This window comes from Amycolatopsis sp. MEPSY49 (assembly GCF_051337345.1).
Classification (GTDB): domain Bacteria; phylum Actinomycetota; class Actinomycetes; order Mycobacteriales; family Pseudonocardiaceae; genus Amycolatopsis.
Map to the genome: position 1 here is coordinate 75,786 of NZ_JBDLYJ010000002.1, position 25,625 is coordinate 101,410.

General features: G+C 71.5%; 26 protein-coding genes. 16 read left to right on the forward strand and 10 right to left on the reverse strand.

Features of this window, described 5'->3' with window-relative positions; genetic code table 11:
* Positions 1-14: 14 nt before the first annotated feature.
* From ABFJ78_RS09340 to ABFJ78_RS09355, 4 genes are read right to left on the reverse strand one after another with little or no spacing between them, the layout of a single operon-like run.
* Complete coding sequence (locus ABFJ78_RS09340; RefSeq protein ID WP_436386740.1) at positions 15-1,418, reverse strand: MmgE/PrpD family protein; 1,404 nt, start codon at positions 1,416-1,418, stop codon at positions 15-17.
* 11 nt (positions 1,419-1,429) lie between these two features.
* Positions 1,430-2,251, reverse strand: coding sequence for a cyclase family protein (locus tag ABFJ78_RS09345; protein ID WP_436385479.1), 822 nt, complete (start codon positions 2,249-2,251; stop codon positions 1,430-1,432).
* A complete protein-coding gene (locus ABFJ78_RS09350) occupies positions 2,248-3,057 on the reverse strand; it encodes an HpcH/HpaI aldolase/citrate lyase family protein (protein ID WP_436385480.1) in 810 nt (269 codons plus the stop codon). The genes ABFJ78_RS09345 and ABFJ78_RS09350 overlap by 4 nt, the downstream gene beginning before the upstream one ends.
* Positions 3,054-4,241: a CaiB/BaiF CoA transferase family protein gene (locus tag ABFJ78_RS09355; protein WP_436385481.1), complete on the reverse strand. Its 1,188-nt coding sequence runs from the start codon at positions 4,239-4,241 to the stop codon at positions 3,054-3,056. Before ABFJ78_RS09355 ends, ABFJ78_RS09350 begins: the two co-directional genes overlap by 4 nt.
* A 245-nt stretch (positions 4,242-4,486) precedes the next feature.
* Here ABFJ78_RS09355 and ABFJ78_RS09360 point away from each other — a divergent pair, with 245 nt between their 5' ends.
* The 9 genes from ABFJ78_RS09360 to ABFJ78_RS09400 are packed head-to-tail and all read left to right on the forward strand — an operon-like array spanning position 4,487 to position 14,035.
* Entirely contained in the window at positions 4,487-5,731 is a 1,245-nt protein-coding gene (locus ABFJ78_RS09360; protein ID WP_436385482.1) for an ABC transporter substrate-binding protein, read from the forward strand.
* On the forward strand, positions 5,728-6,741 hold the full coding sequence (locus ABFJ78_RS09365) for a branched-chain amino acid ABC transporter permease (RefSeq protein WP_436385483.1): 1,014 nt from the start codon (positions 5,728-5,730) through the stop codon (positions 6,739-6,741). The genes ABFJ78_RS09360 and ABFJ78_RS09365 overlap by 4 nt, the downstream gene beginning before the upstream one ends.
* Positions 6,738-7,784, forward strand: coding sequence for a branched-chain amino acid ABC transporter permease (locus tag ABFJ78_RS09370; protein WP_436385484.1), 1,047 nt, complete (start codon positions 6,738-6,740; stop codon positions 7,782-7,784). Before ABFJ78_RS09365 ends, ABFJ78_RS09370 begins: the two co-directional genes overlap by 4 nt.
* On the forward strand, positions 7,781-8,515 hold the full coding sequence (locus tag ABFJ78_RS09375; RefSeq protein WP_436385485.1) for an ABC transporter ATP-binding protein: 735 nt from the start codon (positions 7,781-7,783) through the stop codon (positions 8,513-8,515). The genes ABFJ78_RS09370 and ABFJ78_RS09375 overlap by 4 nt, the downstream gene beginning before the upstream one ends.
* A complete protein-coding gene (locus tag ABFJ78_RS09380; RefSeq protein ID WP_436385486.1) occupies positions 8,502-9,203 on the forward strand; it encodes an ABC transporter ATP-binding protein in 702 nt (233 codons plus the stop codon). The genes ABFJ78_RS09375 and ABFJ78_RS09380 overlap by 14 nt, the downstream gene beginning before the upstream one ends.
* On the forward strand, positions 9,200-10,549 hold the full coding sequence (locus tag ABFJ78_RS09385) for an MmgE/PrpD family protein (protein ID WP_436385487.1): 1,350 nt from the start codon (positions 9,200-9,202) through the stop codon (positions 10,547-10,549). The genes ABFJ78_RS09380 and ABFJ78_RS09385 overlap by 4 nt, the downstream gene beginning before the upstream one ends.
* Positions 10,549-11,181: an aspartate/glutamate racemase family protein gene (locus ABFJ78_RS09390; RefSeq protein ID WP_436385488.1), complete on the forward strand. Its 633-nt coding sequence runs from the start codon at positions 10,549-10,551 to the stop codon at positions 11,179-11,181. The genes ABFJ78_RS09385 and ABFJ78_RS09390 overlap by 1 nt, the downstream gene beginning before the upstream one ends.
* Positions 11,178-12,557 carry an FAD-dependent oxidoreductase gene (locus ABFJ78_RS09395; protein WP_436385489.1) on the forward strand — a complete coding sequence of 460 codons (1,380 nt, stop codon included), beginning with the start codon at positions 11,178-11,180 and terminating at the stop codon, positions 12,555-12,557. Before ABFJ78_RS09390 ends, ABFJ78_RS09395 begins: the two co-directional genes overlap by 4 nt.
* 8 nt (positions 12,558-12,565) lie before the next feature.
* Complete coding sequence (locus ABFJ78_RS09400) at positions 12,566-14,035, forward strand: dihydroorotase (protein ID WP_436385490.1); 1,470 nt, start codon at positions 12,566-12,568, stop codon at positions 14,033-14,035.
* 68 nt (positions 14,036-14,103) lie between these two features.
* Here the strand turns inward: ABFJ78_RS09400 and ABFJ78_RS09405 are convergent, their stop codons facing one another.
* The 5 genes from ABFJ78_RS09405 to ABFJ78_RS09425 form a co-directional block, all read right to left on the reverse strand.
* Positions 14,104-14,922, reverse strand: coding sequence for an IclR family transcriptional regulator (locus ABFJ78_RS09405; RefSeq protein WP_436385491.1), 819 nt, complete (start codon positions 14,920-14,922; stop codon positions 14,104-14,106).
* Between the two features lie 76 nt (positions 14,923-14,998).
* On the reverse strand, positions 14,999-16,189 hold the full coding sequence (locus ABFJ78_RS09410; RefSeq protein WP_436385492.1) for an NADH:flavin oxidoreductase: 1,191 nt from the start codon (positions 16,187-16,189) through the stop codon (positions 14,999-15,001).
* Positions 16,186-16,773, reverse strand: a complete 588-nt coding sequence (locus ABFJ78_RS09415; protein WP_436385493.1) for a TetR/AcrR family transcriptional regulator — start codon at positions 16,771-16,773, stop codon at positions 16,186-16,188. The genes ABFJ78_RS09410 and ABFJ78_RS09415 overlap by 4 nt, the downstream gene beginning before the upstream one ends.
* Positions 16,774-16,820: 47 nt before the next feature.
* Positions 16,821-17,450 (reverse strand): 3-oxoacid CoA-transferase subunit B, encoded by a 630-nt coding sequence (locus ABFJ78_RS09420; RefSeq protein WP_436385494.1) that lies wholly within the window; start codon positions 17,448-17,450, stop codon positions 16,821-16,823.
* Between the two features lies 1 nt (position 17,451).
* Positions 17,452-18,222, reverse strand: coding sequence for a CoA transferase subunit A (locus ABFJ78_RS09425; protein WP_436385495.1), 771 nt, complete (start codon positions 18,220-18,222; stop codon positions 17,452-17,454).
* 140 nt (positions 18,223-18,362) lie between these two features.
* On the opposite strand from ABFJ78_RS09425, the gene ABFJ78_RS09430 reads away from it, so the two are divergent.
* Positions 18,363-19,118 (forward strand): IclR family transcriptional regulator, encoded by a 756-nt coding sequence (locus tag ABFJ78_RS09430; protein ID WP_436386741.1) that lies wholly within the window; start codon positions 18,363-18,365, stop codon positions 19,116-19,118.
* Between the two features lie 367 nt (positions 19,119-19,485).
* On the opposite strand, the gene ABFJ78_RS09435 is transcribed toward ABFJ78_RS09430, so the two are convergent.
* Positions 19,486-20,175: an IclR family transcriptional regulator gene (locus ABFJ78_RS09435; protein WP_436385496.1), complete on the reverse strand. Its 690-nt coding sequence runs from the start codon at positions 20,173-20,175 to the stop codon at positions 19,486-19,488.
* 108 nt (positions 20,176-20,283) lie between these two features.
* Here ABFJ78_RS09435 and ABFJ78_RS09440 point away from each other — a divergent pair, with 108 nt between their 5' ends.
* From ABFJ78_RS09440 to ABFJ78_RS09465, 6 genes are read left to right on the forward strand one after another with little or no spacing between them, the layout of a single operon-like run.
* A complete protein-coding gene (locus ABFJ78_RS09440; RefSeq protein ID WP_436385497.1) occupies positions 20,284-20,670 on the forward strand; it encodes a nuclear transport factor 2 family protein in 387 nt (128 codons plus the stop codon).
* A 24-nt stretch (positions 20,671-20,694) separates the two neighbouring features.
* The gene (locus ABFJ78_RS09445; protein ID WP_436385498.1) at positions 20,695-21,519 is read left to right on the forward strand and encodes an SDR family NAD(P)-dependent oxidoreductase; all 825 of its coding nucleotides are present in this window, start codon (positions 20,695-20,697) and stop codon (positions 21,517-21,519) included.
* Positions 21,512-22,288 (forward strand): SDR family NAD(P)-dependent oxidoreductase, encoded by a 777-nt coding sequence (locus ABFJ78_RS09450; RefSeq protein WP_436385499.1) that lies wholly within the window; start codon positions 21,512-21,514, stop codon positions 22,286-22,288. The genes ABFJ78_RS09445 and ABFJ78_RS09450 overlap by 8 nt, the downstream gene beginning before the upstream one ends.
* Positions 22,285-23,715: an FAD-dependent oxidoreductase gene (locus ABFJ78_RS09455; protein WP_436385500.1), complete on the forward strand. Its 1,431-nt coding sequence runs from the start codon at positions 22,285-22,287 to the stop codon at positions 23,713-23,715. The genes ABFJ78_RS09450 and ABFJ78_RS09455 overlap by 4 nt, the downstream gene beginning before the upstream one ends.
* On the forward strand, positions 23,712-25,013 hold the full coding sequence (locus ABFJ78_RS09460) for an MFS transporter (protein ID WP_436385501.1): 1,302 nt from the start codon (positions 23,712-23,714) through the stop codon (positions 25,011-25,013). The genes ABFJ78_RS09455 and ABFJ78_RS09460 overlap by 4 nt, the downstream gene beginning before the upstream one ends.
* Before the next feature lie 32 nt (positions 25,014-25,045).
* Positions 25,046-25,567, forward strand: coding sequence for a MarR family winged helix-turn-helix transcriptional regulator (locus ABFJ78_RS09465; protein WP_436385502.1), 522 nt, complete (start codon positions 25,046-25,048; stop codon positions 25,565-25,567).
* Positions 25,568-25,625: the final 58 nt, after the last annotated feature.

The following is a 25,625-nucleotide window of genomic DNA, read 5'->3' on the forward strand; positions in this document are numbered from 1 at the left end:
AATCGTTCAGTTGGTCAGTTTGTGGCTCCCGTCACGCGCAGGAGCTCGGTCAGCTCCGTCAGGTCGCCCAGTTCCGCGAGCCCGTAGGTCAGCTCCGTGATCCGCGTGCTGACGTCCGCCGGCAGCACCCGCGCCGCGTTGAGGCGGAACTTCGTCGCCAGCTCGTCGGCCGACAGCGGGTTCTCTGGTCCGCCCCGGTTGGCGTCGACGCGCTCCTCCAGCTCGCGGCCGTCCCGCAGCCGCACCCGCAGGACCGCCGGGAACTGGTGGGGGAAGATCTCGTCGCAGCGGGCGTCCGGGACGCAGCGCACCTTCGCCGCCAACGCGAGCCGCGCCGGGTCCGCCGCCGCCGAGTCGGTGAAGTCGTCGTGGAAGACGCCGAGGCCGCCGCCGCCCAGGAGCCCGGCGGCCACCGTGTACGGGCCGGAGAACGCCGCGTGGTAGCCGGACTGCGGCCGGATCTTCGACTCCCGCGGTTCGCCGATCGTCCGCAGCACCGCCGTCGGCGCACCGAGTTCCAGGTGCTCGATCTCCGCCGGGTCGACACCTCGCGAACCCAGCCGCCGGGCCGCGTCGATGCCCGCGTGGGTGAAGTGGTTGCACGGGTACGGCTTGAAGAAGATCGCGGGCAGCTCCCAGCGCTCGCCGAGGCCGTCGACGATCGCGTCCACATCGGACCGGTCGCCGCAGAACGCCTGCAGCAGGCCGAACCGCCCCTCCAGCACCGTGGGCGGGCCGGTGATGCCGTGACGCGCCATGCCCGCCGCCGTCACCGCCGCGTGGGCCGCCCAGCCACAGTGGACGCGCTTGACCGTGCCGCCGGTGCGGTTGGCCTCCAGCAGGCCGGACCCCATGCTGGCCGCGATGCCCAGCGCGTCGGCGATCCCCGCTTCGTCCACATCGGACAGCATCGCGGCGGCCGCCGCGGCACCGAGCGCGCCGCAGATCGCCGTCGCGTGCAGGCCGCGCTCGAAGAACACGGAGTTGCCGAGTTCTTCGTCGTAGCCCGCCATGCCGAGCCGGACGGTGATCTCCACGCCGACGCCGATCGCGTCCAAGAGCTGGGCCCCGGTGGCTCCGCGCGACTCCGCCACCGCCAGCGCGGCCGGTACCACGGACGCCGACGGGTGCAGCACCGAGGGCAGGTGCGTGTCGTCGAAGTCGAGCGAGTGCGCGAGGGTGCCGTTGAGCAGGGCCGCGCTCGGTTCCGGCAGGCGGTCGCCGGTGCCGATGGCCGTCGCGCGGCCGGTGCCGCCCCACTCCCGGACCAGGGCGCCGACGGCCGCGGCGGGCCGCTCGCCCGTGGCGGCGAGGCTGTTGCCGAGCACGTCCAGGACGCGCCGGGCGGCGTCGTCCCGCAGCTCCGGCGGTAGCCCTTTGGCCCGCACCGACGCGGCGAACGCGGCCAGCTGCTGCACGATCGTGGCGGTCACGCGCTCACCGCCGCGAGCGGACGCACGGGGGAGCCGGTGCCGCCGACGATCCGCAGCGGCGCCAGCACGAACACGAACTCGTGGACGCCTTCCTCGGCCACCGCTTCCAGGTTCAGGTGCTCCATGATGAAGATGCCGGACTCCACCAGCAGGATCCGGTGCACCGGCAGCACGGCGTGCCCGGCGCCGGCCGGGATCTGCTCGTAAGCCGTGGTGTCCGCGCCGGTCGCGACGACACCCCGCGCCGCCAGCCATTCCGCGGCCGACGTCGTCGCGCCGGGAACGCCGGTCTCCTTGCCCATATAGGAAACAGCGTCGTCGAAGTTCCGCGCCCAGCCCGTCCGGATCAGCGCGACGTCCCCGGCGCCGGGCTCGGTGCCCGCCCGCTTCGCCGCCGCGTCCAGATCTTCGGCCGTGACGCCGTAGCCCGGCTCCAGCGTGGGGACGCCGTGGACGGCGGCCACGTCCAGGAGGACCGCCCGCCGCAGCAGGCCGGGCAGGTTCTCCGCGCCGTGCGTCCGGAACACGCCGCCCTGCTGGGCCTCGGCGGCGTCGACGTCGCCGTGCAGCTTGCCGTCGTGGCTGACGTGCGACAGCGCGTCGATGTGGGTGCCGACGTGCCCGCCGGTCACGATGATCTCGTTGGCCGCCGACCCGCCGTCCGGACGCCGCATGTCGCCGTGGCGGCGGATCAGGGTCATCCGGAACCCGGGGTGGTTCGGCGAGCAGGGCATGCCGGTGAAGAACGGCTGCCCGAGCTCGATCAGCCGGACCCCGCCGGCGACCGCCGACAGCAGCGGATCCTGGGGACGTGTCATGAGTGCTGGCCTTCCCTTTCTCCCGCGAGGGCGAGCACCCAGCGGGCGCGCGCCACGATCGCGGCGTCGACGAACTGTCCGTGGTGGTCGATCCAGGCCGCCGACCCGGTGGTTTCCAGGTGGTCGAGCAGGTCGCTCGCCCAGGCGGTCTCGGCCGGGTCGGGTGCGCAGACCTCGTGCACCACGGGGATCTGGGCGGGGTGGATCACCGACCGGCCGAAGAACCCGGCCGCCCGCCCGGCTTCGGTGCTGGTGCGCAGGCCGTCGAGGTCGCGCACGGCGGTCCAGACGCTCTGCACCGGGCTCGGCAGCCCGGCCGCCCGCGCCGCGACGACGACCCGCGAGCGTGGCCAGGTCAGCGCGTCGCCGCCGGTCACGCGCAGGTCCGCGGCGAGGTCGGCCTCGCCGAGCGAGATCCCGGCGACGAGCGGGTGCGCGGTGGCGATGTCCAGGGCGTTTTCCACGCCCAGCGCGGATTCCAGCACCGGGTACACCGGCACGCCGAGGGCGTCGGCGACCCGGCGCACCTCGCCCGGGTCCTCGCACTTCGGCACGCGAACGCCCGCGGCGCCGCGCAATGCCTTGATATCGGCTTCCCCGGCGGGGGTGCCCGGCGCGTTGATCCGGACGTACGCGGTCGCGCCACCGTCCAAAGCGGACACCGCAGTCCGCCGCGCCTCGTTCTTCGCGGCCGCGGCGACGGCGTCCTCGAGGTCGATGATCACCGCGTCCGCCGGGCCGTTCAGCGCCTTCGTGATCCGGTCCGGCCGGTCGCCGGGGACGTAGAGCCAGCTGCGCGGAATCACTTGATCACGCCTTTCTCGCGCAGCGCAGCGAGTTCCGGCTCGCCGAGGCCGAGACCGCCGAGGACTTCGGCGGTGTGCGCGCCGAGCGGCGCCCCGGCGGACGTGATCCCGCCGGGGGTTTCCGACAGCCGGAACAGCACGTTCTGCATCTTGACCGGCCCGAGCTCCTCGTCGTCGACCGTCGTGATGCTGCCCAGCGCCGCGAACTGCGGGTCGGTCATGACGTCGGCGGCGGTGTAGATCGGCGCGACGGCGGCCTGGGCCTCCTCGAACGCCTTGACGACGTCGTCGCGGTCGCGGTCGGCGATCCACGAGCCCACGGCGTCGTCGAGGAGGTCGGCGTGCTGCGCGCGTTCGGCGCCGCTGGCGAACCACGGCTCGTCGATCAGCTCCGGGCGCCCGACCAGCCGCATCACGCGCTCGGCGATGGACTGCGCGCTGGTGGAGATGGCGACCCAGCTGCCGTCGCGGGTGCGGTAGGTGTTGCGCGGCGCGTTGTTCGTGGACCGGTTCCCGGTGCGCGGCTGCAGCGTGCCGAGCTGGTCGTAGGCGATGATCTGCGGCCCGAGCAGGGTCAGGATCGGCTCGATGATGGCGAGGTCGACGACCTGCCCGCGGCCGGTCTGGTCCCGGGCCCGCAGCGCGGTCAGCACGGCGTAGGCGGTGGTCAGCGCGGCGATCCCGTCGGCGAGCCCGAACGGCGGCAGCGTCGGCGGGCCGTCCGGCTCGCCGGTGATCGCGGCGAACCCGCTCATCGCCTCGGCGAGCGTGCCGAAGCCGGGCCGCTTGGCGTACGGGCCGATCTGCCCGAACCCGGTGACGCGGGTGAGCACCAGGCCGGGGTTGATCTTGCTGAGCTCGTCGTAGCCGAGACCCCAGCGTTCGAGGGTGCCGGGCCGGAAGTTCTCGACGACGACGTCGGCGTCGGCCACCAGCTTCTTGAAGATCTCCTGGCCCTCGGGGGAGCCGAGGTAGAGCGTGATCGCCTTCTTGCCGCGGCCGAGCATCTTCCACCAGAGGCCGACGCCGTCGCGCTGCGCGCCGTGGCTGCGGACGGGGTCGCCGTTCGGGTGCTCGATCTTGATCACCTCGGCGCCGAAGTCGCCCAGCAGCGTGGCGGCCAGCGGGCCGGCGAACAGGGTGGCGGTGTCGAGCACCCGGATCCCGGACAAAGCGCCCGTCATGGGGCTTACCTGCCTTTCTCGTCCGGCGGTCCGGATGTGACTACCGTTTCGCCGGGGGGAACGCTTGTGAACGTCTGGTTTCGTAGCGACGTCTCTCGGTGTTTCCCAAGTTCGCACTGATCGCACGTGTCCGTCAAGTTATGCGCAGATGTTGACCGGAAGTCGGGGCGGGTGTCACGATGACCGGCAACAAACCTGGCGTTTCGCTTAGCGGAACAACAGTCCTTCCAGTGGGAAGAGGTGACATGTCCGCACGAATGCTCGTCGCGGGACTCGGGGCGCTGGCCCTGCTCGTGACCGGGTGCGGGGGATCGGCTCCGATGGGAGCCGGGGGCGCCGCCGCGGGGCGGGACGAGGGCCCGGTCAAGATCGGGGCCCTGCACCCGGTCAGCGGGTCGAACGCGGTCGACGGCCTGCAGATGCGCCGGGGGGCGCAGCTGGCGGTCGACGCGATCAACGCGGCCGGCGGCATCAAGTCGCTCGGCGGCCGCAAGGTCGAGCTGGTCACGGGGGACACGCAGGGCAAGGCCGACATCGGGCAGAGCGAGGCCCAGCGGCTGATCTCGGCCGGCGCGGTGAGCCTGGTCGGCACCTACCAGAGCGCCGTGAGCACCAACGTCGCCGTCGTCGCCGAACGCAACCGGGTCCCGTTCGTGATGGACGTGACCGCGTCCGACGCGATCTTTTCCCACGGCTACAAGTACTCGTTCCGGGTGCAGCCGGGCAGCAAGGCGATCGCGACGGCCGCCGCCCAGTACCTGAAGGCGGTTTCGGACCAGGCGGGCAAGCCCGTGCGCAAGGTGGCGTTCCTGCACGAGCAGAGCGACTTCGGCAGCGGCGCGGCCGACGCCTTCACCGCCGCGGCCAAGCAGCTCGGCGTCGAGGTCGGCCCGAACATCAGCTACGACGCCACCACCGTCAGCGACCTGACCGCCCAGATCACCCAGGTCAAGGCCTCGGGCGCGGACGTGCTGGCGGTCGCCGGCTACTACCGCGACAGTCTGCTGGCGGCCAAGGCGATCGCCTCGGTGAAGCCCGACCTCAACGCGGTCTGGGGTGTCTCGAACGGCGCCTACGACCAGCCGAAGTTCGTCGCCGACGCGGCCGCGCTCGGCAACCTCTACTTCAGCACCAACTACCACTACGACGCGACGAACCCCGAAACCGTCGCGCTGCGCGAGAAGTACCAGAAGCGCTACGGCGACCCGATGCGCACCGGCGCGGTCCTGTCCTACGACGCGGTCCAGGTGATCGCGCACGGCGTCGAGCAGGCCGCGAGTACCGACCCGCAGAAGGTGCGGGACGCGATCGCCGCTTCGCAGGTGTCTCCGTTGACCGTCGGCCGCGGGCCGATCCAGTTCGCCCCGAACGGCGACAACCGCAACGCCTTCCCGGTGCTGATGCAGGTCCGGGACGGGCGGGTCCAGCAGGTGTATCCCCCCGAAAAAGCCGAATCCCGGCCCGACTACAGGGTGGCGTGGCGACCATGACCGAACTCGACACCGGGGCGCCCGTCGTCCCCGACACCGCACCACCGGAGAAAAAGAGCAAGGCGGACAAGGGTTTCCTCGGCCGCGCCGGCGTCGTGGCCGTCGTGCTCGTCGTCGCGATCGTCGTCGCGCTGCTGCAGTCCGGCAGCGGCCTGGTGGTCTGGCAGTCGGTGGTCACCGGCATCCTGACCGGCGGGCTCTACGGCCTGATCGCGATGGGCCTGACGCTGATCTTCGGCGTGCTCGACATCGTCAACTTCGCCCACGGCGCGTTCCTCACCGTGGCGATGTTCCTGTCCTTCGGGATGATCCAGGCGACCGGGCTCCACCCGTACCTGACGCTGATCGTCGCGGTGCCGGCGCTGTTCCTGCTCGGCGCGGCGGTCCACCGCGGGCTGCTGTCCGGGGCGGGCGGCGGGTCGCTGGAGAACCAGCTGCTGATCACGCTCGGCCTGTCGCTGCTGCTGGAGAACGGCCTGCTGATGTTCTTCGGCGCCGAGCCGAAGACGATCGACCTGCCCGGCGACTTCCAGTTCCCGCTGCTGGGCGCGGTCGTCGCGGGTTCGCGGCTGTACGCGTTCCTCGGCGCGATCGTCCTCGGCGGCCTGCTGTACTGGCTGCTGCGGCGCACCCGGCTGGGCACGGCGATCCGCGCGGTCGCCGCGAACGCGCCCGGGGCGGCGCTGGTCGGCATCAACGTCCGCCGGATGCACACACTGACCTTCGCCATCGGCACGGCGTGCGCGGGGGCCGCGGCGGTGCTCGCCGGCCCGCTGGTCACGGTGACCCCGACGCTGGGCGAGCAGTTCAACATCACGGCGTTCGTGGTCGTGGTGCTCGGCGGGATGGGCAACGTCGCCGGCGCGCTCGTCGGCGGCCTGCTGATCGGGCTGGTCGAGCAGCTCACCACCATCTACCTCGGCGGTCAGAGCTCCCTGCTCGGCGTGTTCGTGGTGTTCCTGCTGGTGCTGTTCCTGCGTCCGCAGGGCCTGTTCGGGAGGCGCGCGTGAGTATCACGATCGAAGCTCCCGCCGGTTCCGCGGAGGCCGTCAAAGCGCCGCCGCTGCGGCCGCAGAACAAGCAGCTCGCCATCCTGGCGATCCTCGTGCTGGTCGCGATCCCGCTGCCGCTGATCCTGCCCGCCGCCCAGGGCGCGGTTGCCGTCCGGATCCTGATCTTCCTGCTGATGGCCGTCGGCTGGAACATCATGAGCGGCTTCGGCGGGATGTTCAGCTTCGGCCACGCCGCCTACTTCGGCCTCGGCGCCTACACCAGCGCGTACCTGCTGGTGAAGCACAACGTGTCGCCGTGGATCGGGATGCTGGCCGGGATGGCGGTGGCCGCCGCGGTCGCCGTGGTCATCGGCTACTTCTCCTTCCGCTACAAGCTCCAAGGTGCCTACTTCGCGCTGGCGACGTTCGCTTTCGCGGAGATGTTGCGGCTGATCGTCACCAGCAGCGCGTTCGCGAACAAGGCGGTCGGCTTCAGCGTGCCGCTGATCCAGGACTCGTCGCTGTGGCTGATCCAGTTCCCGGCCGACTCGCCCGCGTACTTCTGGGTGGCCCTGGTCCTGGCCGGGGCGGCGGTCGCGGTCAGCATCCTGTTCCTGCACTCCCGCGCCGGCCGGTACGTCACGGCGATCCGCGACGACGAGCTGGCGGCCGCGTCACTCGGCGCCCCGGTGCTGCGGCACAAGCTGCTGACCGTGGCGCTGTCCGCGGCGATCACCGCGGTGGCCGGCGCGTTCTACACCCAGTACTACCTGTTCGTGAACCCCGACCTCGGGTTCGGCTCGGCCATCTCGATCCAGGCCATCGTGCCCGTGGTCATCGGCGGCATCGGCACGGTCTGGGGTCCGGTGGTCGGGGCGATCATCATCGGCTCGCTCACCGACGTCACCGCGACCCTGCTGCGCACCCCACCGGAGTTCCTGGGCTTCCTGCAGGGCCGCAGCGGCTTGGACGTCGTCCTGTACGCGGTCCTGGTGATCCTGATCGTCCGGTTGCTGCCCAAGGGGATCGTCGGAACTCTCGCTGCGAGGTGGCGTCGATGACCATCGTGGAGGTGACCGGCGTCGGCAAGGCGTTCCGCGGCGTGCACGCCCTGTCCGATGTGGACTTGACCGTGGCCGAGGGCGAGATCCTCGGTGTCATCGGGCCGAACGGCGCGGGCAAGACCACGCTGTTCAACGTGATCTCCGGGGCGCTGACCCCGGACACCGGCCGGGTGCGGCTGGCGGGCGACGACGTCACCGGCCGCGCCCCCGACCGGATCGCGCGGGCCGGGATGGTCCGCACGTTCCAGCTGATGCGGCCGTTCGCGAGCATGACGGTCGCGCAGAACGTCAGCCTCGCCGCCCAGCACCACCGGCTGAGCGCGAAGAAGCTGCGGGAGCATTCGCTCGACGTCGTGGAGCGCGTCGGCCTCGGGCCGTGGGCGCACCGCAACGCGACCGACCTGCCGACCGCCGGGCTCAAACGGCTCGAGCTGGCCCGGGCGCTGGCGACCCGGCCGAAGGTGCTGCTGCTCGACGAGGTGCTGGCCGGGCTCGTCCCGGCCGAGCGCGAGCCGGTGCTCGACCTGCTCGCCACCCTGCGCGAGCAGGAAGGCGTGACGCTGGTGTTCATCGAGCACATCATGGCCGCCGTGATGCGGCTGGCCGACCGCGTCGTCGTGCTCGACCAGGGCCGCGTGCTGGCCGTCGGCTCACCCGCCGAGGTGACCAGCGACCCGCGGGTCATCGACGCCTACCTCGGTGAGGAGCCGACCCATGCTGACGCTTGAGAAGGTGTGCGCCGGGTACGGGCGGATGCGGATCCTGCACGACGTCGACCTGCACCTCGATGCGGGCGAGATCGTCGCCCTGGTCGGCGCGAACGGCGCGGGCAAAACCACGACGTTGCGCAGCATCTGCGGGCAGCTCAAGCCGCTGTCGGGCCGCGTCACGCTCGACGGCGCGTCCACCGCGGGCCGCCGTCCCGACCAGCTCGTGCGCGACGGCCTGGTGCACGTGCCCGAGGACCGGGCGCTGTTCGGCACCCTCACCGTCGAGGAGAACCTGCGGATGGGTGCGTGGACCCGCACGCCCGCCCAGGCCGCTTCGTCGCTGGACGAGGTCTACGCGCTGTTCCCGGTGCTCGCCGAGCGCCGGACGCAGCTCGCCCAGACGTTCAGCGGCGGGCAGCAGCAGATGCTCGCGATCGGCCGCGCGCTGATGGCCGGGCCGCGCCTGCTGATGCTCGACGAGCCGTCGACCGGGTTGTCCCCGAAACTGACCTGGACGGTCCTGGAAGCGGTGCAGCGCATCCGGGACAACGGCGTGGCGGTGCTGCTGGTCGAGCAGAACGCGAAGCAGGCGCTGGCCATCGCCGACCGGGCGTACGTGCTGGAAAGCGGGTCGACCGTCCTGCAGGGCACCGGCGCCGAGCTCGCCGGCGACCAGCGCGTCAGGAAGGCGTACTTGGGACTGTGAAACGCGAACAAACCGCATCGGCGACCGCGTCGCTGGGAGCTTGGGTGTCCGAACTGGACGTCGCGAGCGTGCCGGCCGCGGTGCTCGACCGGCTGGGCCTCGTCCTGCTCGACGTTGTCGGCGTCACCGCATTGGGTGCCTCGCTGCCGGAGCAGCGCTCCTTGGTCGATGCCTGGCGCGCGCCGGCCGGTCCGGCGCCGCTCATCGGCGGCGGGCGCTTGGTGACGACCGACGCGGCGGCCTGGCTCAACGGCGTCGCGCTCGTCTCGCTGGAGCTGGACGAGGGGCACAAGTACGCCAAGGGTCACCCGGCCGCGCACGGCTTCCCGGCGGTGCTGGCGCTGGCGGCCGAGCTGGACAGCACCGGCGCGGACACGGCGGCGGCGCTGCTGGCCGCCTACGAGGTGGCCGCGCGGTTCGGCCGCGCGACCACCCTGCGCGCGGGCGCGCACCCGCACGGCAGCTGGGGCGTCCCCGGTGCGGCGGCCGGCTGCGCACGGCTGCTCGGGCTCCCGCCCGGCGCGGTCGCGGCCGCCATCGACACCGCGGCCGGGCTGGCGGTCGCCGGGCACTTCGACTCGGCGACCCAGGGCAACCCGGTGCGCAACGCCTGGCTGGGCGCGTCGGCGACGTCCGGGCTGGCCGCCGCGCGGATGGCGGCCGCCGGGATGGCCCGGACGACCGGCACCGCCGCGCTCTCCCTCGGCACACTGCTCGGTTCGCTGGACGCGGCGGAGCTGACCGCGGACCTGGGCACCCGCTGGGACATCACTCGCGGGTACTTCAAGCGGCACGCGTCCTGCTCGTTCACGCACCCGGCCGCCGACGCGGTGCTGGAGCTGCGCACGCGGCCGGCATTCCAGGCCGACGGCATCATGCGCATCCTGGTGGAGACCCACGTCCTCGGCGCCGGTCTGTCCGATGCGGACTGGTCGAACCGGCTCTCGGCGATGTTCTCGACGCCGTTCGTGGTGGCGACCGCCGCGCTGACCGGCGAGGTCGGGCCGGAAAGCCCGCTCGGCGACGCGAGCGTGCGGGCGCTGGCGAGCCGGGTGCGGGTCGTCGAGGCCGCCGACCTCACCGCACGTCTTCCGGACGAGCGGGCTGCCCGCGTGACCGTCGCTTTCGCCGACGGTACGTCGCTGACCTGCGAAGTCCCCAACCCGGTCGGTGACGCCGACCACCGTCCGCTGACCGAGTCCGATCTGGTCGGCATGCTCGGGACGTGGCTGCCCGGGCCCGTCGTCGGCCGCGCCGCCGCGCTCGGCCACGACCTGCCCGGCCGGCCCCGCGTCGGCGCCGCGCTGCGCGAGCTGGCCGGAACCGAAGAGAAGGAGCCGAACTGATGCGTGCCCTCGCGGTGACGCCCATCCACCTGCCGCCCGAGGAGATCCGGCGGCGGCAGGAGCGCTACGACCGGCTCGCCCCGCCCGGTCTGACGATCGAGCTGCGGGACGTCGGCCCGGCCGCGCCGGCCACTTTGGACACCGGCGAGGCCGTGCGCGCGTCCGAACGCGAGGTCGCCGCGGCGCTCGCGGCCGCCGGCGAGGGCTGGGACCTGGCCTTCCCGGACTGCGTGCTCGACCCGGCGGTCCCCGACGCCGTCGCCGGGCCGCCGGTGCCGGTGCACGGCCTGCTCAAGCTGTCGGCGACCTACCTCGCCGCGAAGGGCGTCCGGTTCGGCGCGGTCGTGCGGAACGAGGCCATCGCGGAGGAATTCGCCAAGCGCATCGCCGCCTACCGGCTGACCGAGTACTTCGTCGGCGTCCGCGTACTGGACCTGCCGTTCTCCGCGATCGCCGAGACCGAGACGTGGAACGCGGCGCTCGGCACGGCCGTGCGCGAACTCGCCGCGCTGGGCGCCACGGCGGTGATCAACGGCTGCTCGGCCGTCGACGTCGAGCCCGCCGACCTGCCCGCGCGGATCGTCGACCCGACGGAGCTGGCGATGCGGCTGCTGGCTGTGGAGGAGCGGTGACCGACGGACCCGATCTCGTCGTCGCCGGCGCGGGCGGCGGCCTCGCCGGTGCCTTGCGGGCCGCCGAGCTGGGGCTTTCCGTGCTCGTCGTCGAGGCGAGCGAGCACTTCCGGCGCGGCAACAACACCTCGATGTCCACGGCGATGTTCCCCGGCGCGGGTTCCCGGTGGCAGTCCGAGGAGGGCGTCGACGACTCGCCCGAGAAGTTCGTCGCGGACATCATGGCCAAGACGCACGGGCAGGCCGACGCGCGGCTGGCCCGTACCCTCGCCGAGGTCAGCGCGCCGCTCGTCGAGTGGCTCGCCGACTCCGCCGGGCTGCCGCTGTCGCTGGTGACGGACTTCAACTACCCCGGCCACTCCGTGCCCCGGTGCCACACGATCCCGGGCCGGCACGGCTCCGGCGTCGTCGACCACCTCGCCCGGCGCGTGACCGAGCACGAGAACATCGAGCTGCTCGCCCCCGCCCGGCTCATCGACGTTCTGTCCGATGTGGACTGTGTGCGTGGAGTCGTGGTCCGGTACCCGGACGGCACCGAGGAGGAGATTCCGACGCGGGCGGTCCTGCTGGCCACCAACGGGTTCGGCGCCGACGCCGACCTCGTCGCGCAGCACCTGCCGGAGATCTCGGGAGCGCTGTACCAGGGGAGTGACCAGTCACTCGGGGACGCGCTGCGCATCGGCGAGAAGCTGGGTGCCGCGACCGGGTTCCTCGACGCGTACCAGGGCCATGGCGCGGTTTCCGCGGCCGCCGGCACCCTGGTCGGCTGGGCGACGATCATCCACGGCGGGTTCCTCGTCGACCTCGCGGGCCGCCGCTTCGGCAGCGAGACCCGCGGCTACTCGGAGTACGCCGCCGAGCTGGCCGCGCGCCCCGGTTCGGCGGGCTGGATCGTGCTCGACGAGAAGATTTTCGAGCAGTGCCAGCCTTTCCAGGACTTCCGGGACGTCGTGTCGGCGGGTGCGCTCGTCTGGGCCGACGACGCTCTTGGGCTCGCTTCGGCGACCGGCCTGCCACCGGACGCTCTGGAGTCGGAAATCGCCGCGGCGGCCGCGATCGCCCGCGGCGAACGTGAAGACGAGCACGGTCGCACCCACTGGGAGCGCCCGCTTTCGGGCCGGCTCGCCGCGGTCCGCGTCGTGCCCGCGCTCTTCCACACCCAGGGCGGGCTGCTGGTCGACGAGCACGCCGCCGTCGTCGACCACGGCGACCGCCCGATCCCCGGGCTGTACGCCGCGGGTGGCGCCGCGGCGAGCATCTCCGGCCACGGCGCCGCCGGCTACCTGCCCGGCAACGGGCTCCTGCCCGCCTTCGGGTTGGCCTACCTGGCCGCCGCCGACGTCGCCCGGCGCCTGACTTCGAACACCGCAAGCTGAGGAGAGAAATGGCCACCACGGAACTGCTCGTGAAGAACGTCCGGGTCGTCCGCCCCGACGACGCCGACGGGTCCGAGCCCGAACTGCTGGACATCGCCGTGAACGACGGCACGATCACGCGTGTGGCGCCGGACCTGCCCACGGACGACGTCGCGCAGGTCGTCGACGGCCGCGGCCTGCTCGCCTTCCCCGGCGTGGTCGACGCGCACCAGCACTGGGGTATCTACAACGAGCTGGCCACCGACACCCGCACCGAGAGCCGCGCGAGCGCGCAGGGCGGCGTCACGACGTCTCTGACGTACATGCGCACCGGCCAGTACTACCTCAACAAGGGCGGCAGCTACCGCGACTTCTTCCCCGAGGTGCTGAGCGCGTCGGAAGGCAACGCCTACGTCGACTACGCCTTCCACCTCGCGCCGATGAGCTCGCAGCACATCTCCGAAATCCCTTACCTGGTCGAGGAATTCGGCGTCACGTCGTTCAAGATCTTCATGTTCTACGGCAGCCACGGGCTGCACGGGCGGTCGACCAGCCAGAGCGACTTCCTGATGATCCCGCCGGACGAGCGCTACGACATCGCGCACTTCGAGTTCGTCATGCGCGGGGTGCAGCACGCGCGCGAGGTGCTGACGGAGTACGCGCCACACCTTTCGCTTTCGCTGCACTGCGAAACGGCGGAGATCATGACCGCGTACACGAAACTGGTCGAGCAGGACGGCTCGCTGTCGGGGCTGCGGGCCTACAGCGCGTCGCGGCCGCCGCACTCCGAAGGCCTGGCCGTCACCATCGCGTCCTACCTGGCGCACGAGACCGGGCTGCCCAACATCAACCTGCTGCACCTGTCGTCGGAGAAGGCCTTGTCGGCCGCGCTGACGATGGCGAAGGCGTTCCCGCACATCGACTTCCGGCGCGAGGTGACGATCGGGCACCTGCTGGCCGACGTGGACACCGCGTCGGGCGTCGGCGGCAAGGTCAACCCGCCGCTGCGCGAGCGCGAAGACGTCGAGGCGCTGTGGCGGCACGTGCTCGCCGGCGACGTCGACTGGGTGGTCAGCGACCACGCGTGCTGCCGCGACGAGCTGAAGTTCGGTGCGGACCGCGACGACGTCTTCCTGGCGAAGTCCGGCTTCGGCGGCGCCGAGTACCTGCTGCCCGGGCTGGTCGGCGAAGGCGTGAAGCGCGGTCTTTCGCTGCAGCGGATCGCGCAGCTGACGTCGCAGAACCCGGCCCGCCGCTACGGGCTGCTGAAGAAGGGCACGATCGCCGAGGGCTTCGACGCCGACTTCGCGCTGGTCGACCCGGACGTCCGGTGGACGGTGCGCGCGGCGGAGTCCGAGTCGACGCAGGAGTACACGCCGTTCGAGGGCTTCGACATGACGGCCAAGGTGACCGACACGTTCGTGCGCGGCCACCACGTGTTCGCCGACGGCAAGATCACCGGCGACCCGGTGGGCAAGTACCTCAAGCGCGGCCGCTGACCCCGCACCGCTGTAGTGAATGACTCATTCCTGTCGTCAGGCGACAGGAATGAGTCATTCACTACGTTCTACCGACCGCCCGGCTCCTGCAGCCAGGCCCAGCTCTGCCGGATCTCGGCCGCCGCTTCGCGCACGAGATCGCGGTAGCGGCCGACGGCGTCGGGGGTGAAGCGGTACTGCGGACCGCAGATGCTGATCGAGCCGTGGACTTCCCCGTCCGGCCCGAAGAGGGGAGCAGCGACGGACCCTGCGCCGGGCTGCCGTTCCCCGAGCGACACGGCGACACCGTCGCGGGCCACCTCGGCGAGGGCCTCGCGCAGCCGTTCGGCGGTGGTGATCGTGTGCTCGGTCAGCGCGGGGAGTTCCCGGTGCAGCACGGCTTCCCTGCGGTCTTCGGGCAGCGACGCGAGAATGACCTTGCCGGACGACCCGGCGTGCAGCGGGAATCGCCGCCCGAGTTCGACGGTCATCTTGATCTCGCGCGGGCTCTCGAACTGGTCGAGGTACACGCGTTCGTCGCCGACCAGGCCGGACAGGGTCGTAGTCTCCCCGGTTTCGTCGCGCAGCCGGCGCAGGACGGGGGTGGCGGCGACGCGGGCGTCGAACCGTCGCAAAGCGCTGGCCCCGAGGGCCACGGCCGCGGGCCCGAGCCGGTAGCCGGCGACGCCGGAGTCCGTCGCCAGCATTTCGCGCGAGACGAGCGACTGCAGGATCCGGTAGACGACGGCCTTGGACAGGTCGAGCTCGCGGCTGATCGTGCTGACGCCCAGGTAGCGGGGACCACCGGTGAAGAGCAGCAGCACATCGGCCACCCGCGCGGCGGCTTCGGTGCCGGCGTTGTCCGACGGCGTGGCGGGCTTGCGCCCGGCGGTACTGTTGACGGCCAAGCTCGTGGTCCTCAAAACTGTTTCGCTGACAGGAACGATTTCCGTCTTATCGTAGCACTTCGGGGTGTCAGCTCGCTTAGCTCGTTCCGGTGGGCGATACGCTCTCGGTGAGCACGCACCGCGTCCCGCGGTAGATCGTCGGCATGCAGTGGTTGCAGTGGACGCACAGGCCGCGGACCCCCGCGTCCGCCCGCATGCGGTGCACCAGGTCGGGTTCGCGCAGCAACGCCCGGGCCAGCGCGACGAACGCGAAGCCCTCCGCCATCGCCAGGTTCATCGTCTCCACCGTGGTGATCCCGCCGAGCAGGATCAGCGGCAGGTCGAGCGCGGCGCGGAACTGGCGGGCCCGGTCGAGCAGGTACGCCTCGCGGTACGGGTATTCGCGCAGGAAGAACCGGCCGCCGAGCCGCAGGCCCAGCCGGGCGGGCTGGGGGAACGCCGCCGCGAAGTCCCGGACCGGGGCGTCGCCCGTGAACAGGTACATCGGGTTGAGCAGCGAACTGCCCGCGGTCAGTTCCAGGGCGTCGACCGTGCCGTCCGCCTCCAGCCACCGGGCCACCTCGATGCTTTCGTCCAGCCAGAACCCGCCGGGGACACCGTCGTCCATGTTCAGCTTGGCGGTGATCGCGAGGCGACCGCCGACCGTGTCGCGCACCGCGCGGGCGATCGCCAGCGCGAGGCGCGCGCGGTTGGCGAGGCTGCCGCCGTAGGCGTCGGTGCGGTGGTTGAGGCGCGGGCTGAGGAACGCGCTCACGAGATAGTTGTGTCCGAAGTGGATCTCGACGGCGTCGAACCCGGACTCCAGCGCCGTGCGGGCCGCGTCCGCATGCGCGCGGATGATGCGGTCCAGGTCCGCGGGGGTGGGCGCGCGCGTCGGGCGCAGGCCAAGCGGGCTGAACCGGCGGGTCGGCGACAGCGCGGGCAGCCGGTTCGACGCCGCGTTCGCGACTGGTCCGGCGTGCCCGATCTGCGCGCACGCCGCCGCCCCTTCGGCGTGGATCGCGTCGGTGAAGCGGCGCAGTCCCGGGACCGCCTCGGGCCGCATCCAGATCTGGTGGCGGTCCGTGCGGCCTTCCGGTGACACCGCGCAGTAGGCCAGCGTGGTCATCCCGACGCCGCCGCGGACCGGCCGGAGGTGGTACTCGATCAGTTCGTCGGTGACGAGCGCGTCCGGCGTCCGGCCCTCGAAGGTGGCCGCCTTGATGACGCGGTTGCGCAGCTCGACCGGCCCCAGGCGAGCCGGCGCGAAGACGTCCGGCGCGCTCACGGCGCGTCCAGCCCGGCGACGACGAACGACCGCACCGCGGCGAGCGGGAGCCCTGGCGGTCGGGGTGCCGGCGCGGCCGGCGTGCCGAACACCTGCAGCAGCAGCTGGAACGCGAGGGTCCACCGGCCGGCCGCCTGCTCCGCCGTCAGATCCGGCCGGGCCGCGCGCAGCAGCCCCACCCACGGGTCCAGGCTGAACCACGGCGACCGCCAGTGCATCCGCTGCCCGGAAAGGAGAACCCGGGCGAGCAGGTGCAGCCGGAGGTGGCCCACCGGGTCGGCGGCCAGCCCGGCCAGCGGCGCCAGGACGGCGTCGGCCAGGTCCGCCGCCGCGGGCACCCAGCCTTCCTGCCGGCGGCGCTCGACGTCGTCGAGCACGTCCCGCCAGACGGGCGCGAGCCGGTCCTCCAGCATGGCCGCGACCAGCGCGTCCTTCGAGCCGAAGTGGTAGTGGACGGCGGCCGGGTTGAGCCCGGCCGCCGTGCAGATCGCCCGGACGGACACGCTGTCGTAGCCGGAGTCCAGCAGCAGCCGTTCCGCGGTGGTCAGCAGCCGGTCCCGCGTCGAGTCGATCGTTTCCGCCATCCGCCGAGTACACCACTGCGGACGCCGACGTTCAAGCAGTGATTCAATCAGTGATTGAGTTTGGCCCCGGTCTTCGCCTGGACCTCGTCGAACTCGACGTCGGGGGCGAGTTCGACCAGCTCGAGCCCGTCCGGGGTGACGTCCAGGACGCACAGGTCGGTGATGATCCGCTGGACGACGCCGCGGCCGGTGTAGGGCAGCGTGCACTCGTCGAGGATCTTGGGCGAGCCGTCGCGGGCGACGTGCTCCATCAGGACGATGACCTTCTTCGCGCCGTGGACCAGGTCCATCGCGCCGCCCATGCCCTTGACCATCTTGCCGGGGATCATCCAGTTCGCGAGATCGCCGGACGCGGAGACCTGCATGGCGCCGAGGACGGCCGCGTCGATCTTGCCGCCGCGGATCATCCCGAACGACAAGGCCGAGTCGAAGAACGACGCGCCCTTCCGGACGGTGACCGTCTCCTTGCCCGCGTTGATCAGGTCGGCGTCGATCTCGTCCTCGGCCGGGTAGGGGCCGACGCCGAGGATGCCGTTCTCCGACTGCAGGACCAGCTCGACGTCGTCGGGAACGTAGTTGGGCACCAGGGTCGGCAGGCCGATCCCGAGGTTGACGTAGTCGCCGTCGCGCAGCTCCGCGGCGGCGCGGGCGGCCATCCGGTTGCGGGTCCAGGCCATCTCAGGCACCCTCCTCGGCGATGCGCACGGTGCGCTTTTCGATCGGCTTGTCCGCGGCCTGCTCGGGCGTCAGCGCGACCACGCGGTGGACGAACGCGCCGGGCAGGTGGACGTCGTTCGGGTTCAGCTCGCCGGGTTCGACCAGCTCTTCGACCTCGGCGACAGTGACCCGGCCGGCCATCGCGGCGAGAGGGTTGAAGTTGCGGGCCGCGTCCTTGAAGACGAGGTTGCCGTGGCGGTCGCCGCGCCAGGCGCGGACCAGCCCGAAGTCGGCGACGATCGCGCGCTCGAGGACGTACTCCCGGTCGTCGAACGTCTGCGTCTGCTTCGCCGGGCTGGACTTGGCCACAGTGCCGTCGGCGGCGTACCGCCACGGCAGGCTGCCGTCGGCGACCTGGGTGCCGACACCGGTGGCGGTGAAGAACGCGGGGATGCCGGAGCCGCCGGCGCGCAGCCGCTCGGCGAGCGTGCCCTGCGGCGTCAGCTCGACCTCCAGCTCACCGGACAGGTACTGGCGCGCGAACTCCTTGTTCTCCCCGACGTAGGAGGCGACCACGCGGCGGAGGCGGCCCGCGCCCAGGAGGATCCCGAGGCCCCAGCCGTCGACGCCGGCGTTGTTCGACACGACTTCGAGGTCCGTGGTCCCGGCTTCGAAGAGGGCGCCGACGAGGACGGCGGGGACGCCGCACATCCCGAACCCGCCGACGGAAAGGGTGGCGCCGTCGGGGATGTCGGCGACGGCCTCCCCGGCGGTAGCGAACACTTTGTCCATGGGGTCATCAGACGATGAGAGTTCGTTCGTGGTCAACCAGTGAACGCGTGCCACCTGGCGATTGTTCATCTGGTGGTCGGTTTCGGTGGGGTAGTGTCCGTTGAGTGGACGCGGGTAGTGTCCGTTGAGTGGACGCACCTGTGGATCTCGTCGGGCGGGCTCACCTGGCGCTGCGGGCCGTTGCGGCTCATGAGCCTGGTGGGGCCACTACGACCGCTGTGGCTCGGGAGGCGGGGTTGCCCCGGCCGACGGTGCACCGGCTGCTGATGTCGTTGCAGGGAGTCGGGTTGGTGGAGCGCGACGCCGACCGGTGGGTTCTGGGGCCGGAGCTGTACTTCCTCGGGGTGGCCGCGGCGCGGCGGTACGACGTCACGGAGGCCGCTTTGCCGGTCGTGCGGCGGTTGGCGCTGGCTACCGGGGAGAGTGCGTTCTTTTCGGCTCGACGGGGGGAGGAGACGATCTGTCTGATTCGGGAGGACGGGGCTTTTCCGATTCGGAGCCATGTTCTCTTCGAAGGGGCGCGGTTTCCGCTGGGGGTCGTCTCGGCTGGGATGGTCGTGCTGGCGCATTTGCCTGATCGGGAGATCGACGAGTACTTGGCTCGGGTCGATCTGGCTGCCGATCACGGGCCTCAGCACGAGGTGGGGGAGATTCGGCGGCACATCGCTTTGACTCGTCAGCAGGGGTATTCGGTCAATCCCGGGTTGGTGGTCGAGGGCAGCTGGGGGTTGGCTGCCGCGGTGTTCGATCAGGCCGGGGCGCCGCGGTGGGCGTTGACGTTGACCGGGGTCGAGCATCGGTTCGGCGGTGATCGGATTCCGCAGCTGGGGGCGCTGTTGTTGCGGGAAGCCCATGCGCTTTCGGAGACCTTGGCGCGGGGGCAGGTGCGCGGCTGAGACCGGCGGCTTCTTTCGGTCTGCTTCGCCTCCCGTGGTCTTGGTAGCGCCCGGCCTTGTCGGCGGCCCCGGCCTCGCCGGTGGCCTTGGCGGTCCCGTGGGTCTCGGCCGCCTTTGGTGGGGTGAAGCGGTGTCCGTTTTGTTCTTCGCAACCCCGGCGCCCGATTGTGACTACGGCCGGCGGCACCGCGTCAAGGCGGGAAAGCGTGCCTTGACCCGGCACCGCCGGCCGTGTTCTGGCTTCGGATCGGGGTTGCGGGGGGTGTGGGCTCCCAGGGGGCCGGGTTTTCGGGTCGCCCGGCCGCTGGCGGGGTCTGGGCTCTTCTTGCGGGGGCTGGGTTTTCGGGGCGGCCGGCGGTTTCGGACGTCAGCCGAGCTGGGCGCTCAGCCTCTGTGCGGCCGCTACCACCAATCTCCCCAGCTCGTCCGGGTCCGGTGCCTCGAACAGCGATAGGCCGATGCTCGTCTCCGGCTGGTCGCGTCCCGTTTTCACCACCGCTGAAATGCCCGTGATGCCCGGTGCTATCTCGCCCTTCGACACCGCGTATCCCCGCTCCCGCGCCAGCGTCACCTCTGCGCGCTCGCCCTCCACCGGTGGCCCCGCCGCCAGTAAGGCCAAGCCTGCCGAGCCGCGGCCGATCGGGTCCAGCTGGCCCGAGCGGAACGCCACGTGCATTGCCGCCCTCCTCGGCTCCACGATCATCAGCATGCGGACCTGGTCCGCGTTCTCGCGCACCACCAGGTGTGCGGATGCCTGAGCCGAATCCGTCAGCTCCTCCAGCACCGGGCGGGCCAGCGTGCGCAAGTCCTGCTCCACCGGCTCGGCCAGGCGGACCAAGCCCGTTCCCAGTGAGATGCGCTTGAACCGGTCGCGGCGGCAAAGGTAGTGCGCCTCCAGCGTCCTCACCAACCGGTGCGCGACCGTGCGGTGGACGCCGATGCCGTCCGCTATCTCGGTCAATGTCAGGCCCCCCGGGTGCTGGACCAGCAGCTCCAGCACCTGCAGCCCGTGGTGCAGCGTCTTCGATGTCCCGGACGCGGGCAGCGTCGATTCCACACACGGCTCCCTTGACGACACGAAAGTGGCGACCTACTGTCCTACACATATTCGCACACTGCGTGCGAATATAGCACGTTTAGGCGACAGGGACAACGGAGGTTCCGAATGGTGGCGACCGAGGACGTCGTGGCCGTGCACCAGCTCTACGGCCGGCAGAGCCACGCCATCGACTCCGGGCGCGCCGCCGACTGGGCCGCCACCTTCACCCCCGATGGCGAATTCCGCTCGCCGACCTACCCCGAGCCCGCCGCCGGTACCGGTGAGCTGACCGCCTTCGCCGAGCGCTTCCACGCTTCCGGGGAGACGCTCAGGCATGTGATCAGCACTGTCCACGTCCGCCCGGGCGATACCCCGGACACGCTGCGCGCCGATGCCTACCTGCAGATCGTCGCGCCCACGCACCTGGTGCGGCTGACCGTCCTCGAGGACGAGCTCGTCCGCGCCGGCGATGGCTGGCTCGTCCGGCGGCGCACCGTCCGCCGCGATTCCTGATCCACGAAAGAGAGAAGAACACTGATGACGACCCACGAGCCCACCGGTCCCGGGCGGGTCCTGCACCAGCCGGTCACCACGCTCTACCCCGAGTTCCCCGGCAAGGTCGCCGTGGTCACCGGCGCCGCCCGGGGGATGGGCGCCCGCTTCGCCGCCGCGCTCGCCACCCGCGGGGTCGACGTCGTCGGGGGTGACATCGACGGTGCTGCCATGGCCGCCACCGCCGCCGAACTGAGCCGCGAGAAGTCCCTGGAAGCCAAGCCCGGCCGGATCGTGCCGGCCACTCTCGACGTCACGAAAGCCGAGGACCACCTCGCCCTCGCGCAGCGCGCGATCGACGAGTTCGGGCGGATCGACTTCTGGGTCAACAACGCCGGCATCTTCCCGTTCGCCGAGGTTCCCGAGATCACGCCGGAGCAGATCCGCGCGACGCTGTCGGTCAACGTCGAGGGTGTGCTGTTCGGTGCTCAGGCCGCCGCGAAGCACATGCGTCCGGGTGGCGCCATCGTCAACATGTCCTCGGTGTCGGCCGTGCGCGTGCGCAAGGGCCGGGGCGCGTACTGCAGTTCCAAGGCCGCCGTCGCACACCTCACCGAGTCGCTCGCCGTCGAGCTCGGCGACCAGGGTATCCGCGTCAACTCGATCGCGCCCGGCTACATCGACACCGAGATGACCCGGTGGATCCAGGACGACGCCCCCGCGCTGGCCAAGGCCCTCGACGCCGTCCCGCTGCACCGGATCGGCTCGCCCGAGGAGGTCGCCGGTGTGCTGCTGTTCCTGCTCTCGGACAGCGCCCGGTACGTGACCGGCCACAGCATCGCCGTCGACGGCGGGTCTCGTCATGTCTGAGTACCCGGACGTCGTCCTGGTCACCGGCGCCGCGGGTGGCATGGGCGCTTCCCACGCCCGCGCGCTCGGTGACCTGGGCGTCCACGTCTGCGTTGCCGACGTCGCCGATCCGTCCGATGTGGCCGGCGAGATCGTCGCCGGCGGCGGCTCGGCCTCGGCCCACCACCTCGACGTCACCGACGCCGCGCAGTGGGCTGTCGTGATCGGCGAAATCAAGCGGCAGCACGGGAAACTCGGCGGGCTCGTCAACAACGCCGGGATCTCGCGGCGGCTGGAGTTCATGGACACCACGGCCGAGGTGTGGGACCAGGTGCTCGCGGTCAACCTGACCGGACCCTTCCACGGGATGCACGCGGCCGCCCCGCTGATGCGCGACTCCGGCGGTGGGTCGATCGTCAACATCTCGTCGATCTCCGGGCAGATCGGGTACTTCTCGCCCGCGTACTCGGCCAGCAAGTGGGGTCTCACCGGACTGTCCAAATCAGCCGCCGGGAACTTCGCGAAGTGGGGTATCCGCGTCAACTCCGTCCATCCGGGACTCGTCGGCACGGCGTTGCTCGCCGGGGCCGGCAGCTTCGTCCAGTCCGCTGTGGACAGTGTGCCGGCCGGCCGCGTGGGCCGCCCGGAAGAGATCACGGACGCCGTGCTCTTCCTGCTGTCCGACCGGTCCACCTACATGACCGGCAGCGAGGTCACCGTCGACGGCGGCCTCGTCTCCAACGGGCTCTACCACCGCATCGTCGCGGAGTCGGGAGGTGACCTCGGATGAGCGCCGAGGAGTACGACGTCGTCGTCGTGGGCGGCGGGGGAGCGGGCCTCGCGGCCGCCGTGTCCGCCGCCGAGCGCGGCGCGTCCGTCCTGCTGTTCGAGGCCGAGAAGGAACTCGGCGGGTCGACACAGCTGTCGGCGGGGATGTTCACCGCCGCCGGCACCAGCGTCCAAAAGGGACTGGGCATCGAGGACACGCCGGAGAAGTTCTTCCAGCACTACATGGACCTCAACCAGTGGCAGCTCAAGCCCGGTCTCGTCCGCGCGTTCTGCGAAGAGGCAGGCCCGGCGCTGGAATGGCTGATCGGGCTGGGCGCCGAGATCCCGGCGAAGGTGTCGCACAACGCGCACTCGCCGGGCCTCACCCGGGCCGGCGTCGAGGACGTCTGGCGCGCGCACGTCCCGAAGGACCAGGGCTACGGCCTTGTCCAGGTCCTCGACCGGGCCAGACGCCAGGCCGGCGTCGAAGCCGTGCTGAACACACGGGTCGAACGGCTGCTCGTCGACGGCGGGCGCGTCACCGGCGTGGTCGCCGACGGCATCGAGGTGCCCGCGAAGGCCGTGATCGTCACGACCGGCGGATTCGCGCGGGACCCGGCGCTGGTCACCCGGTACTACCCGGCCGCCGACGCCGCGGGCGAGGACCTGTTCGTCGTGGCGGCCCCCGGATCGAGGGGCGACCACTTGGCGTTCGGCGAGCAGGTCGACGCCGCCGTCGCCGGTGACGGCTGGGGCCTGCTGCTGCCCACCGCCTACTTCCAGCGGCTGCACCACTGGCAGTCCGGCTTCCCGCCGGTGTCGCGGATCATGGTCAACGCCCACGGCCGCCGGTTCATGGACGAAGACGCCTCCTACGCCGTGTCCGGCGGGATCATCGACGCCCAGGACGGTCCTGTGTGGACGGTCTTCGACGAGCAGGCCCGCCTGAGCCTGCCCGCCGGGTACGCGCACTGGGACGCCGGCCACGTCCTCGCCGAAGCCGAGGCGGGCCGGACCGTCCGCGCCGACAGCGTCGAGGGACTGGCCGGGAAGCTGGGCGTGCCCGCCGGCGCGCTGCGGGCGGCCGTCGACCGGTGGAACGCGCACCTGCCCACCGGCGAGGACCCGGACTTCCTGCGCCACGAAACCCTGAAAGCCAAGGGCCGCACCGAACCACCGGAGCCGCTCGGGAAACCACCGTTCTACGCCGCGCGCACGCGGCCCGCCGAGCTCGTCTGCACCCACGCCGGGCTCGAGATCGACGGCACCGCCGCCGTCCTCGACGCGCGCGGGGAGCGCGTGCCCGGGCTGTTCGCCGCGGGGGAGGCCGGAGCCGGTGTGCTCGGGCCGCGGTACGTCGGCGGCGGGAACGCCGTCGCCAACGCCATCACCATGGGCCGGGTCGCCGGCCGCGCCGCCACTCACTCAACGCCGAGGAGCACCCCATGACCGTCCACACCGGACCCGCGAGCGTCGCGGTCGGGAGACGCACCGTCCGCAAGGTCGCCGTGCGGATCATGCCGATCGTCGGCCTGCTCTACATCTTCAACTACATGGACCGGGCCAACATCGGCTACGCCCAGCTCGGCATGGGCAAGGAACTGGCGATCAACGCCGCGACCTTCGGGGCCGCGTCGGCGATCTTCTTCCTCGCCTACGTCGTGTTCGAGGTCCCCAGCAACATGATCATGAAACGGGTCGGCGCGCGGCTGTGGCTGAGCCGGATCGCGGTCAGCTGGGGCATCGTCACGGTCGTGACCGGGTTCGTCGCGAGCACGACACACCTGTTCATCGCGCGGATCGTGCTCGGCATCGCGGAAGCGGGGCTGTTCCCGGGCCTGCTGCTGTACTTGACGCTGTGGTTCCGCGGGAAGGAACGCGGCCGCGCCATCGCGACGCTGGCGCTGGCCCAGCCGATCGCGCTGATCCTCGGCAGCCTCACCGGCGGCTGGATCCTCGACCACGCGCACTGGCTGGGGATGAGCAGCTGGCAGTGGGTGTTCGTGCTGCAGGGCGCGCCGGCCGTGCTGATCGGCGTCGTCACGTTCCTGTGGCTGCCGGACAAGCCGGCCGACGCGAAGTTCCTCACGAAGGCCGAAAGCGGCTGGCTGCAGGCCGAGATCGACAAGGAGTACGTGCCGGAGGAGAAGGAAACCTTCCTCGGGCAGCTGAAGGCGGTCCGCAACGGCAAGGTGCTGCACCTGGCGTTCTCGAACCTGTTCATCGCGTGCGGGCTGTACGGGCTGACGTTCTTCCTGCCGCTGATCGTCAAGCAGCTCGACCCGAAGTACTCCTCGACGAACATCGGCCTGCTCGGCGCGATCCCGTACGTCGTGGGCGCGGTCGGGATGCTGCTGCTCGCCCGCAACTCCGACCGGACCGGCGAGCGCAAGGGGCACGTGATCGCGCTGGTGCTCGTCGCGGCGCTGGGCTTCTTCGGCGCCATCCAGTTCAAGTCCGTGCCGGCGCTGTCGCTGATCAGCTTGTCGCTGGCCGCGATCGGCGTGCTCGGCTACCTGGCGCCGTACTGGGCGATGGCGTCCAAGGTGCTGTCGAAGGAGTACACGGCGGTCGGGCTGGCGGCGATCAACTCGATCGCGGCGCTGGGTGGGTTCTTCGGGCCCTACGCGATCGGGCTCGCGGCGACCGACACCGACGTCACGGTCGGGTTGTACTTCCCGATCGGCTGCCTGGTGCTCTCGGCGATCATGCTCGCGTTCCTCAAGGTCCCCCGCGAGCGCAACTAGTTTCGAGTTTGACTAGTTGCTAGGCTGCGGGCATGGAGGCGGAGCTGGACTTCTGGTCGTTCGTCGAGCTGGCGAACCGCCGGCTCGCGACGGAGTACGGCTTCCGCCACCAGCTGGCCACCGAGGTGCTGCTGACCCTCAACCGGGCCTCCGACCTGGTCACCTACGACCTGGAGGCCGCGGTGCACCGGCCGCGCGGCCGCTCGTGGTCGGCCTTCCGACTGCTGTTCGTCGTCTGGCTGGCCGGGCCGATGGACCCGTCGGCCGCCGCCCGGCTCACCGGGATGAGCCGGGCGGCGGTGTCGAACCTGGTGAAGACGCTGGTCGCGGACGGCCTGCTCGACCGCGTCCCGGACGAGCGCGACGGCCGGTCGGTCCGGCTGTCGCTGACGGACGCGGGCCACGAGGAGATGGTCGCGGTGTTCCGCGAGCACAACGAGCGCGAATTCGGCTGGACGGACGCCCTCACCGAGACCGAGCAGCGGATCCTGGTGATGCTGCTGGGCAAGCTGATCACCAGCCGGGCGGGCGCCGACACCCGCCGCCGCCGCTAGCCACCGGCGCGACGGCGAGCCTCTTCCCGAGGGCTGGGCAGCGCGTTAGGCTGCCCAG

Bases quoted from the DNA above. Each gene is read 5' to 3' on its own strand.
- ABFJ78_RS09440 (WP_436385497.1), top strand. From the start codon at position 20,284: ATGGTGGCGACCGAGGACGTCGTGGCCGTGCACCAGCTCTACGGCCGG.
- ABFJ78_RS09455 (WP_436385500.1), top strand. From the start codon at position 22,285: ATGAGCGCCGAGGAGTACGACGTCGTCGTCGTGGGCGGCGGGGGAGCG.
- ABFJ78_RS09365 (WP_436385483.1), top strand. From the start codon at position 5,728: ATGACCGAACTCGACACCGGGGCGCCCGTCGTCCCCGACACCGCACCA.
- ABFJ78_RS09375 (WP_436385485.1), top strand. From the start codon at position 7,781: ATGACCATCGTGGAGGTGACCGGCGTCGGCAAGGCGTTCCGCGGCGTG.
- ABFJ78_RS09445 (WP_436385498.1), top strand. From the start codon at position 20,695: ATGACGACCCACGAGCCCACCGGTCCCGGGCGGGTCCTGCACCAGCCG.
- ABFJ78_RS09345 (WP_436385479.1), bottom strand. From the start codon at position 2,251: ATGACACGTCCCCAGGATCCGCTGCTGTCGGCGGTCGCCGGCGGGGTC.
- ABFJ78_RS09415 (WP_436385493.1), bottom strand. From the start codon at position 16,773: ATGGCGGAAACGATCGACTCGACGCGGGACCGGCTGCTGACCACCGCG.
- ABFJ78_RS09360 (WP_436385482.1), top strand. From the start codon at position 4,487: ATGTCCGCACGAATGCTCGTCGCGGGACTCGGGGCGCTGGCCCTGCTC.
- ABFJ78_RS09450 (WP_436385499.1), top strand. From the start codon at position 21,512: ATGTCTGAGTACCCGGACGTCGTCCTGGTCACCGGCGCCGCGGGTGGC.
- ABFJ78_RS09390 (WP_436385488.1), top strand. From the start codon at position 10,549: ATGCGTGCCCTCGCGGTGACGCCCATCCACCTGCCGCCCGAGGAGATC.
- ABFJ78_RS09460 (WP_436385501.1), top strand. From the start codon at position 23,712: ATGACCGTCCACACCGGACCCGCGAGCGTCGCGGTCGGGAGACGCACC.
- ABFJ78_RS09355 (WP_436385481.1), bottom strand. From the start codon at position 4,241: ATGACGGGCGCTTTGTCCGGGATCCGGGTGCTCGACACCGCCACCCTG.
- ABFJ78_RS09400 (WP_436385490.1), top strand. From the start codon at position 12,566: ATGGCCACCACGGAACTGCTCGTGAAGAACGTCCGGGTCGTCCGCCCC.
- ABFJ78_RS09380 (WP_436385486.1), top strand. From the start codon at position 8,502: ATGCTGACGCTTGAGAAGGTGTGCGCCGGGTACGGGCGGATGCGGATC.
- ABFJ78_RS09425 (WP_436385495.1), bottom strand. From the start codon at position 18,222: ATGGACAAAGTGTTCGCTACCGCCGGGGAGGCCGTCGCCGACATCCCC.
- ABFJ78_RS09465 (WP_436385502.1), top strand. From the start codon at position 25,046: ATGGAGGCGGAGCTGGACTTCTGGTCGTTCGTCGAGCTGGCGAACCGC.
- ABFJ78_RS09420 (WP_436385494.1), bottom strand. From the start codon at position 17,450: ATGGCCTGGACCCGCAACCGGATGGCCGCCCGCGCCGCCGCGGAGCTG.